Annotated in this window: 9 protein-coding genes; 7 read left to right on the forward strand and 2 right to left on the reverse strand. The window is 50.2% G+C overall.

Translation table 11 applies throughout. The features are described from left to right. Positions 1-22: 22 nt before the first annotated feature. Both ruvC and AB8516_RS06300 read right to left on the reverse strand, forming a co-directional pair. Entirely contained in the window at positions 23-520 is a 498-nt protein-coding gene (gene ruvC / locus AB8516_RS06295; RefSeq protein WP_108340891.1) for a crossover junction endodeoxyribonuclease RuvC, read from the reverse strand. Then, entirely contained in the window at positions 521-1,267 is a 747-nt protein-coding gene (locus AB8516_RS06300; protein WP_369159114.1) for a YebC/PmpR family DNA-binding transcriptional regulator, read from the reverse strand. 294 nt (positions 1,268-1,561) lie between these two features. Here AB8516_RS06300 and AB8516_RS06305 point away from each other — a divergent pair, with 294 nt between their 5' ends. From AB8516_RS06305 to AB8516_RS06335, 7 genes are all read left to right on the forward strand, one after another. Next, on the forward strand, positions 1,562-2,992 hold the full coding sequence (locus tag AB8516_RS06305; RefSeq protein ID WP_369159116.1) for an HDOD domain-containing protein: 1,431 nt from the start codon (positions 1,562-1,564) through the stop codon (positions 2,990-2,992). A gap of 190 nt (positions 2,993-3,182) precedes the next feature. Then, complete coding sequence (locus tag AB8516_RS06310) at positions 3,183-3,782, forward strand: TatD family nuclease-associated radical SAM protein (RefSeq protein ID WP_369159118.1); 600 nt, start codon at positions 3,183-3,185, stop codon at positions 3,780-3,782. A 14-nt stretch (positions 3,783-3,796) separates the two neighbouring features. Next, entirely contained in the window at positions 3,797-4,714 is a 918-nt protein-coding gene (locus AB8516_RS06315) for a TIGR01212 family radical SAM protein (protein ID WP_108291698.1), read from the forward strand. Positions 4,715-4,730: 16 nt separating this feature from the next. Continuing rightward, complete coding sequence (locus tag AB8516_RS06320; RefSeq protein ID WP_369159120.1) at positions 4,731-5,726, forward strand: peptidase U32 family protein; 996 nt, start codon at positions 4,731-4,733, stop codon at positions 5,724-5,726. 2 nt (positions 5,727-5,728) lie between these two features. Beyond that, a complete protein-coding gene (locus AB8516_RS06325) occupies positions 5,729-6,628 on the forward strand; it encodes a U32 family peptidase (RefSeq protein ID WP_369159122.1) in 900 nt (299 codons plus the stop codon). Between the two features lie 464 nt (positions 6,629-7,092). Next, a complete protein-coding gene (locus AB8516_RS06330) occupies positions 7,093-9,270 on the forward strand; it encodes a TonB-dependent receptor plug domain-containing protein (RefSeq protein ID WP_369159124.1) in 2,178 nt (725 codons plus the stop codon). 12 nt (positions 9,271-9,282) lie between these two features. Then, the gene (locus AB8516_RS06335; RefSeq protein WP_369159126.1) at positions 9,283-10,347 is read left to right on the forward strand and encodes an ABC transporter substrate-binding protein; all 1,065 of its coding nucleotides are present in this window, start codon (positions 9,283-9,285) and stop codon (positions 10,345-10,347) included. Positions 10,348-10,522 lie beyond the last annotated feature (175 nt).

Below are 10,522 nucleotides of genomic sequence, written 5' to 3' on the forward strand. Positions count from 1 at the left end.
CACGGATGGGACACGGGTATCCTCACTTTCCGCGGCCGGACTGGCGCATCAGTGTGGTATGGGTATGGGCATGGCTCAGGGCCACCGCCAGGGCGTCCGCGGCATCCGCCTGGGGTTTTTGCCGCAAACCCAGGATCATCTGCACCATATGCTGAATCTGCGCCTTGTCCGCGCGCCCCGTTCCCACTACCGCCTGTTTGATGCGGGTGGGCGTATACTCCGCCACACTCAGTCCGCAATACACCGCAGCGCAGATGGCAGCTCCCCTCGCCTGCCCCAGCTTGAGGGCTGAAGAGGGATTCTTGGCCACGAAAACCTGCTCGATGGCCATCACATCCGGTTGATGCTCCCGGATCAAGCCGCTGATTGTCGCAAATATCTCCCCAAGTCTGGGGGGAAGCGGTTCACCACTCAGTTTTATGACCCCATGGGACAAATAGACAGAATGCATGCCATCGGTATCGATCAGGCCGTAACCTGTCATGCGGGAGCCGGGATCGATGCCGATAATACGTAACATTCAGTTGATTGCATCCAAAATCTCATCCGAGATCTCGGCATTGGTATAGACATTCTGTACGTCGTCCAGGTCCTCCAGCATGTCAACCATGCGCAACAGTTTCTCGGCATCGTCCTGATCCAGGACTGCGCTGGTCGAGGCATTATAGGTGACCTCGTCAGTATCCGGGTTAAGGCCAGCGGTAACCAGGGTATCCTTGATCTGGGAGAACTCCTCTGGTGTGGAGATGACATCGACCGAGCCATCGTCGTTGGTGACCACATCTTCGGCACCTGCCTCCAAGGCCGCCTCCATGATGGCATCCTCGTCCACTCCCGGATTGTAACTGAGCATTCCCTGCTTGCTGAACAGATATGATACAGACCCATCGGTGCCCAGGTTGCCACCCAGCTTGCTGAAAGCGTGACGAACCTCGGATGCGGTACGGTTTCGGTTGTCTGTCATACAGTCGACCATGACCGCCGTACCCCCCGGCCCATAGCCTTCATAGCGGATCTCGTCATAGTTATCGCCGTCGGTGCCTCCCGCGCCACGCTTGATGGCGCGCTCAATGGTGTCCTTGGGCATATTCGCACCGAGACCCTTGTCAACGGCCAGCCGCAGACGCGGATTGGCATTGATTTCCCCCCCTCCCATGCGGGCAGCCACGGTAATCTCTCGTATCAGCTTGGTCCAAATCTTACCGCGTTTCTTGTCATTGGCGGCTTTCTTATGCTTGATATTGGCCCACTTACTGTGTCCTGCCATACAAACCTCTCAAAACTCTGCATTCAAATATGGCATTTTATCATCCACCCGATCTCGCAGAAACCGAGGAATGCAGACGGCTTAAGATTCACTGTGAATTGCCGATCTGTTAAGTACAATTTGAGGGCATAACAATCGAGCTCCATTCACCCATCCGGCTCGGCAACCGCCACCTTTGGGTGATCCATACAGGTAAAATCATTTGGCGCTAAAAACCGTTTCAAAGAGCAATCCCCAATGACCCAAACAGTCCAAGAATGGACCCGTGCACTTTCTTCAGAGCCGCTCCTTGTAATGCAAAGGACACTGACTCAGGTCAGGGATCTGCTGCGAAAATCGAGTGTCAACCACGGCAGACTATCCGAAGTCATCTCCCGCGATCCCGGTTTCAGCCTGTATGTAATGCGGCAGATCAACAGCCTGCCGAACCCGCCGAAAGAACCCATCACCAAGATTTCCCTCGCCATACCCTTATTAGGTATGGATGCGATCGAACAGGCAAGCCGGACCCTGCCTTCTCTTGAGGAAAAACTCAAAGGTCCGCCAAGACGCGGATTGATCGATTGCTACAGCCGCGCAGTCCACGCAGCAATCTATGCCAGCAATATCGCTGAAATGCAGAGATGGCAGGAAGTCGATTCACTCTATACCGCCGCATTGCTCCACGACATTGGAGAGATGGCATTGTGGGCCATAGCACCGGATGATATGCGCACCGTGCAAAGGAAAATCATCCAGCGAACACCACGCGAGAGAGCCGCCCAGGAGATCCTGGGTGTTACCCTGGAAGAGTTAAACGTTCAGTTGGGTCTGAAGTGGCAACTGCCTGAGCTGGTACACGAATCACAGGGGTTATCCAACAGCCACCTGCCAAAACCGCTTTCCGTGATGCTGGCTTCGATACTTGCCAGAGAGAGCAGTCTGGGCTGGCAGCATGAGAAATTGGATAATGACATCGAGTTGTTGGCGGAGTTTCTTGAGATATCACACGAGGAAGCGATTGCCTATCTGCACCGTCTGGCAGCGGAAGCAGCTCGCGATTTGCACAGGCTCACCCTGCCGTTGCCGGCGTTCCATCTCATTTCTGGTGGTCTGGCAGCCCACGAAACCGAGACAGCGAATGCTGCCGTTTCACCCGTGACAACCCGGCAGGCACCGGTTAACGCACCCGAATCCAGCTCCGATGCGAAATCGGCCCCACAACCGCAACACGCAACCAGCCCTGAACCCCCTCCCAGCGATGAGAAGAAAGCTGCCTCTCAACCTGCAACAAAGAAACGTGTCAATCCACTGCAGGCGCTACTCAATGACGCCTTGCAACAGATGCATGAGGAGCTCGGATTGAGCAGAACCATGTTTGCCATGCTCAGCCCGGACAAAAGCGCCCTCAGGGCCCGATTCGTGGTGGAGTCGGAACAGCAGCTCTCTCTGAAAGGCTTTGCATTGAATATGACAAAACCAAATTTATTCAAGGCCTTAATGAATAAACCACAAGCAATTTCACTAAACAGGGACAATGCTGAACAGTACCTGCCAATGATTCCCCAATCAGCCTTGGAGCAGATTAACAACAGTGGATTCGTCTCAATGTCGGTCTTTATTCAGGGCAAACCGGTGGGGCTCTTTTATGCCGACAACGGCATAAGCGGTCCTGGTGTGACACGCCGGCAATACGACAATTTCAAGGTTATTTGCCAGAAAACCGTGCAATCGATCAGTTCGTGACGGGATCGAATCTAGACCCATCCCCGGGCACGCATCCTCAGATGTCAAAAAAAGATTCTGTGATTGCCGACCACACCTTCCATTAACTATTCATATCCGATACCCCAACCCGATTGCTTTGATCAAAGTCATTGTTTCGGCCAATGCAAACGCTAGGATGACACTTCCTATTTCCAGACCAGAGTAGAAAGTGCAACAACAGATAAGTTATCAAATTGGAAACAACCTCTATCTCAGCATTACGGATCGCTGCACATTGGAGTGTGCGTTTTGTCCAAAAACCCATGGCGACATGATGGTCAAAGGTTATGATCTTACCTTCGATCACCGCCCAACAGCAGAAGAGATTATTACCTCGATCGTTGATCCGGCAGGCTACGATGAGGTGGTCTTTTGCGGCTATGGCGAACCAACACTGAGATTGAACCTGCTGCTTGAAGTGGCCAGACATATCAAACAGCATGGTGGTCGGGTGCGCGTAAATACTGATGGTTTATGCAATTTGATACACAAGCATGACACATTGCCGGAGCTCGGAGATTGTGTGGACGCAATCTCAATCTCACTAAATGCCCAGAACAGTGAGATCTATGACATTCACTGTAGACCGAACCTGCCTGGTTCCTATGAGGCAATGCTTGAATTCCTGCGTCGGGCTCCCGAATATATCGCCGATGTGACGGCAACCGCGATCGATGGGCTGGAGGGGGTCGACATTGCCGCGTGTGAAGAGATCGCAAAAGCAATGAATATAAAGTTTCGTACTCGCTTCCTGAACGAGGTCGGCTAGCCCGGGTGTATGCGATGACAACTCTTTCGGAGCAAGCATCCACATTCGGACAATACCTGTTGCAGCGCTATGGCGAACGTGTACACAAAATTGCTCTTGACGCTGCATTTACATGTCCCAACAGGGACGGCAGCAAGGGTAGCGGTGGATGCACCTTTTGCAATAATGTCTCGTTCAGTCCCAATGGGCGCCAGCCCAGGCCTATCAGTGAGCAACTGGCATCGGGCCGGCGCGTGATATTAAAACGAACCGGTGCCCGCAAGTATCTGGCCTATTTTCAGGCCTATACCAATACCTATGCTGAAATCGAAAAACTGACCGCACTTTATGACGCGGCTTTGGCGGATGAAGATGTCATCGGCCTCTCCATCGGTACCCGACCGGACTGCCTGCCTGATACGGTTATCGATCTGCTTGCCGGTTATCAGGACCAGGGAAAAGAGGTATGGCTGGAACTCGGTCTGCAGTCGGCATTTGACGAAACGCTCGCCAGGGTTAACCGTGGACACGGTTTTGCCGAGTATCAAGAAAGCGTATTACGCGCGCGAAACCGAGGTCTCAAAGTCTGCACCCACATGATCGCGGGACTGCCCGGAGAGACGGCCTACCATGCTACGGAAACATTGCAAAGGGTGCTGGAGCTGGGTACAGACGGCCTGAAACTCCACCCTTTGCATGTAGTAAAGGGGACTCAGCTGGCCAATGCCTGGCGTCGGGGTGAATATCGACCGCTCACCCTGGAGGCCTATGTTGATATTGCGGCCGATCTGGTGCAACAGACACCCTCGAATGTGGTCTGGCACCGTCTTACCGGCACCGCTTCGGAGACAATTCTGCTGGCTCCTCTCTGGTGTGCCAGAAAATGGCTTGTGCTGAACGCTATCACGACTGAACTGCAACGGCGACGCACGACGTGTCGACAGGTTGCCTGAACGAGTATGCACGATTATGGAACTTGTCTGTCCCGCAGGTAATCTGCCATCGCTTAAGGCTGCCGTTGACAATGGCGCTGACGCAGTCTACTTCGGACTGCGCAATGACACCAATGCGCGCCATTTTCCCGGATTGAATTTCAATGAAAAGCGCGCCCGGGAAGGTATTGCTTATGCAAAAGACCGTGGCAAACGCGTCTTCATGGCAATCAACACCTATCCACGCCCGGATGGCTGGGAGCGTTGGCGTCAAGCCGTGGACAGCGCCGCTTCGCTTTCGGTTGACGCCCTTATCTGCGCCGATATAGGTGTACTCGACTACGCCAGCCGGCAATGGCCGGAGCTCAATCTGCATCTCTCTGTTCAGGCTTCGAGCACCAACTATGAGGCGCTCGCCTTTTATCACGAATCATTTGGGATCAAACGCGCGGTGCTGCCCCGCGTTTTGTCACTCAGCCAGGTCAGGCAGGTGGTGGAAAACACTCCGGTCGAGATAGAAATATTTGGCTTCGGCAGTCTCTGTGTAATGGTGGAAGGACGCTGTATCCTCTCCTCCTATGTCACCGGTGAATCCCCGAATACCCACGGCGCCTGCTCACCCGCCCAGTTCGTTGAATACCGGGAAACCCCCCAGGGACTGGAATCGCGCTTGGGCGGCCTGTTGACAGATCGTTACGGGAAACATGAAACAGCCGGCTACCCAACGATCTGCAAGGGGCGGTTTGCGGTGGGCGACAATACCTTCTACGCCATCGAAGAACCTACCTCATTGAATACATTGGCACTGCTTCCAGAGCTGTATCGAGCCGGCATCAAGGCAATCAAGATCGAAGGCCGTCAACGCACTCCCGCGTATGTGGGCCAGGTCACCAAGGTTTGGCGCGAGGCGATAGACAACTGCCTGCACAATCCCGACAAGTTCCAAGCGACCTCAGATTGGAACAGTATTCTGGATCAGGTCTCAGAGGGGACCAGCACCACATTGGGCCCTTACTACCGACCTTGGCAATAATGATGAATACAGTACCTAAACTCTCTCTCGGCCCGGTACTTTACTATTGGTCACGGGATAAACTATTTGATTTCTATGCTCAAGCGGCAGATATGCCTGTGGATATCATCTATCTGGGTGAGACTGTCTGCTCTAAAAGACGCAGTCTTCGTACCAGTGACTGGCTTGATCTGGCCGCTAACCTGAGCCGGCAATGCAACAAGGAGATCGTGCTCTCATCGCTTGCCTTGATTGAGGCTGAATCAGAACTCAAGACGCTCAGGCGATTATGTGACAACGGAAGCTTCGTGATTGAGGCCAACGATATCGGCGCTATCCATATCATGAGTAAAAAGGGACTTCCCTTTGTGACCGGCCCCAGTGTCAATATATATAATTCGGCAACACTCAGTCTGTTGGCATCGAAAGGGCTGAAACGCTGGGTTCTTCCGATAGAACTCTCAAATCAGACACTGCAACAGATTCAAGCGAAACGACCGGATGGAATCGAAACTGAGGTCTTCTCCTATGGACGCATGCCATTGACCCTTTCGGCCAGATGTTTCACCGCACGCTCCCACAATCTTCCCAAAGATGACTGTCAATACAAATGTATCGATTATCCTGATGGGCGGTTGCTTTCCACCCAGGAAAAAGAACCTTTTCTGGCCCTCAACGGCATCCAGACCGTATCCGCGAAAACCTGTAATCTGCTTGACGAGATACCCTTACTCAAACAATTGCGGGTCGATGTATTAAGAATCAGCCCTCAATCCACATTTACAGCCAACATCGTGGATGCTTTCCATAAAGCCCTGCACCATGAAGAGGTGATGGATCTCAGTAGATTTATACCGCTTGGTGCATGTAACGGTTATTGGCATGGAACAAGCGGACAAAAAGAATTTAATTCCCCTGATTGAATCTGGCGTTCTTTCCTGCCGCCCACCGTACGAATACCTACCTAGGGCCTGTTAACACTAATCCAATGCGCCCTGTTGTGCCTTGCTGGGCACAAAAACAGCCCCAGCAGGTTGTATTGGATTAGTGTTAACAGGCCCTAGAATATCAATACCCTGAAAGCGGATATCCGGAATCCATATCCTACATCCGCACACGCCATGTATTGAGATATAACCCTAAGTCGTGTGTGGTGTATCATATTCAATGTTGACCATTGATTGCCGCCATTGCACAACCTGCACCAGGGCCTGTGAACACTCATCCGATTGGCTCTGCACCTGAAAAGGCGCCAATCAATGCATGGGGAGAGAGATTTGGCAACTCCATATGAAAGACGAGCTAAGTGAATGACTCACACAATCTCTTAATTGCTATGAAACCTCATACAGTACAGGGTTTGCACATGCGCCACTATAGATACCATATGAATCGACACATCCTGGCTGGGTTGTTACTAGTCGTATTTTCCAACCCTTCCGATAGCAATGACGACACCCTGGCTTTCACAGAAAGCTATTTTTATGATGATCTGCCGATCGTGCTTTCTGCATCGAGGCTTTCCCAGGCACAATCCGATACACCCACGGCCATGACAGTCATTGACAAAAAAATGATCCAAGCCAGCGCCGCGTTGAACCTGCCGGATCTTCTCAGACTGGTACCTGGTTTCACAGTTGGCTTCTTTTCCGGCACCAGTGCCACGGTTACCTATCATGGTCATGCGGATGAATATGCCAGAGACATGCAGGTCCTGATAGACGGAAGGTCGATATATGATCCATTGTTCGGAGGTATTCCATGGACAGAAATCTATCTGAGCCTGGATGAAATATTGCGCATCGAAGTGATTCGCGGGCCGAATGCCGCCGCATATGGATCCAACTCTTATGCCGGTGTGATTAATATTGTAACGGAGCACCCGGCTGATCTTCCCGGTACCATGCTTTCGGCAACAACCGGTTATGAAAGAACCCGTTATGTCGAAGCGGCCTTTGCCGACAGTGTCGGTAAACTGGATTACCGGATATCGACAAGCTACAAAGAGGGGGAAGGATTCGACAACCGCGACGACTCATCACGGGCAAAATGGCTGAAATTCGACAGTGACTATAACATCGATATCGATAACTCTATTCGTACCACTGTAGGCGTAGCATACGGTAATTACGATGAAGGGTTGCCAAGCCTGCTACAGCAGGAAAGGGAACTCGATAACCAGTATAACTATCAGTTTATCGAATGGAGTCGGGTATTATCTGAAAAAAACAAAATCAGCCTGCAATTTTATCACAACTACTACTCTGTCGATGACCTGAAAGCGACACCATCCCTGTCCGAACAAATAGAATCCCTCGATGATCTGCAGGGGTTTGACGAATCTGTAAGAGCGGATCTCTTTGCGGCCACGTTATCTGGCGGCCTGTATGATTTCGATGCCTTTTTGAACGCTTTGAACCTGACCGACTCGCCAATGCTGTTTTCATATATCGGTCTGAAATCTCACCGCTATGATCTGGAATTTGAGCATACTTCCGAACCGGTAAAGGATCTGCGCATTGCCTGGGGAATTGGTGCCAGACACGATCGTGGTGAAAGCTTTTGGCTGCTTCAGGAGGACGATCCTATCTCCAGAGACCTCTATAGGCTGTTCCTCAATGCTGAATGGTATGCCACCCCAACCACGGTTATCAATGCCGGAGCAATGCTCGAGAAGTTTGAGGGTAAAGATCATGTTTTTTCTCCAAGACTCGGGGTTAACTATCACCTGTCGAATTCAAGTACTATAAGAATAAGTGGCTCTAGGGCGTTCCGTATGCCGACTATCTATGAGGACAATGCCCACCTATCTTTGTATCTTGGTTCACGAGAGGATGAGTTCAATACCTGGATAATAAGCACGGAAAAACTTGATCCTCAACAGATAGAACGTGTTGAAGTCGGGTATTTCGGAAACTTTACAGATTATGGCATCAACTTTGACGTATGCCTGTTCCATGAAAAGTATTCCAGTATCATCGACCAATACATTCACTTTGACATCACCGATCCCGACCGGGGCATTACAGACCCAATCGCACTCGAGGTGCTGAATCAACTGAACAGATTGTATCAGCGGGGCGCATTTACCTATACCAACTTCGGGGAAGTGGAAATCAACGGAATCGAATTTGAAATCGACTTCCGCCCCACAAACAGGGATCTGATCTTCATGGGATTCAGTTATCTCGACATCAGCGGAAACGAACTGAAACGGATCAAAGACGGTATTGCAAGTTTTCGTGAAAATGCCGAGGAAAAGATCCCCAAAAGAACATTCAGCCTGATTGCCAGCCACAGTTTTGATGATGGTTTCACTGCAAGCGGCGCCTACTACTTTACTGACGAAATGGAGTGGCCTGGCGAGGGGGACGCTGTACCCAATTTCAGCCGTCTTGATCTGAAGCTGAACAAGCATTTCAACATTTCAGGACACAGCATCGACGTCTCTCTGATCCTGCAGAACCTGCATAATGAAAATTTGGACTTTTATCATAATGACCGTATCGATGCTGATAACGTATGGGAAAGACGCATCTACCTACAAGGAAAGGCTTCTTTCTAGCTTACTACTGAAATGCCACTACCTGACAGCAATAAATCAGCTGTTTACCCCTCACTAGGTGATACCATCCGTAGTGGCGCACCTGCTCCGGAAAGTGATTCCGTGCATTGCGCGGTCTGTATCAAAGAGTATTCCTATCTTATCCTCATCCTGGTTATCACCATGTTCGCAATGGCTGTTACCGCGCATGAAAAAGAGAGTAATATTCTGATCCTGCTGAGCGGTAACGATGATGTTTACCTTGATGTGGCTACAACAATCACCAATTCCACGATAAAGCTGTGCAGGAACCGGCAGCTTATGTGCCAGGATGCAAATTTTGAAATAAGCCAGATTTCCACTCTTGACAACAAGCTTGATCATAACGACAGGGTGATAGTAACTCTGGGACTCAAAGCTGCTGCTTACGCCAGGCAACACCTTAATGAACATATCGTATTTTCCGCGCTAATTCCGAAAGACAGTAAAATTCATTCTGACGATGGCAGTGACACTCCTGATCATTACTACTTATATCTGGATCAACCGCAGCACAGAAGCATGCTTTTAATCAATGCTCTGTCCGATGGCTTTAGAAACGTAGGGGTTGTAATCAGCAGTAATGATGAAACTGCAGAAAAAGCACTTATTCGGTCTGCATCGGAACTGGGACTGAATCTCAGTCTGGAGAAGATAGATGATGCCAATCAAATCGGTACTTCTCTCAACCGTTTGCTTTACAATGTCGACATCCTGCTGGCTGTCCCTGACACAAAAATACATAACAAATCCACTGTCTCCAACATTCTGATTTCCGCCTATAGAAAGCGTATTCCATTAATTGGGTTTTCATCTGCCTATGTCAAGGCCGGTGCGTTGGCTGCAGTCTATTCTTCACCTGAGGATGTCGCCTTTCATGTCAGGGACAATATCGCAAAAATATATTTGGGAGAAAAAATCAATAATCGGGAACAGTACGCAGAGTATTTTTCCATACTTTTTAATTCTGAAGTGGCAAGATCATTGGATTTTCCAACAAAATCTGTCAATGAACTTGAAGAGACAATGATCAATAGATTAATTGACTATCATGATTAAGATAAAATCACTCCGATTTCAGGCACTGATGATCAGCTTATTGCCAGCCTTCATCCTCGCCTTTATTTTGACAGTCTACTTGATCAGCACTCAGCTCGATAGGCTGGATGAATCATTCAACGAAAGGGGCGTGTCAATAGCCAACCAATCCGCATCCATAAGCGTTTACGGTATA

Source organism: Candidatus Thiodiazotropha sp. LNASS1 (genome assembly GCF_964212655.1).
Taxonomy (GTDB): Bacteria; Pseudomonadota; Gammaproteobacteria; order Chromatiales; family Chromatiaceae; genus Thiodiazotropha.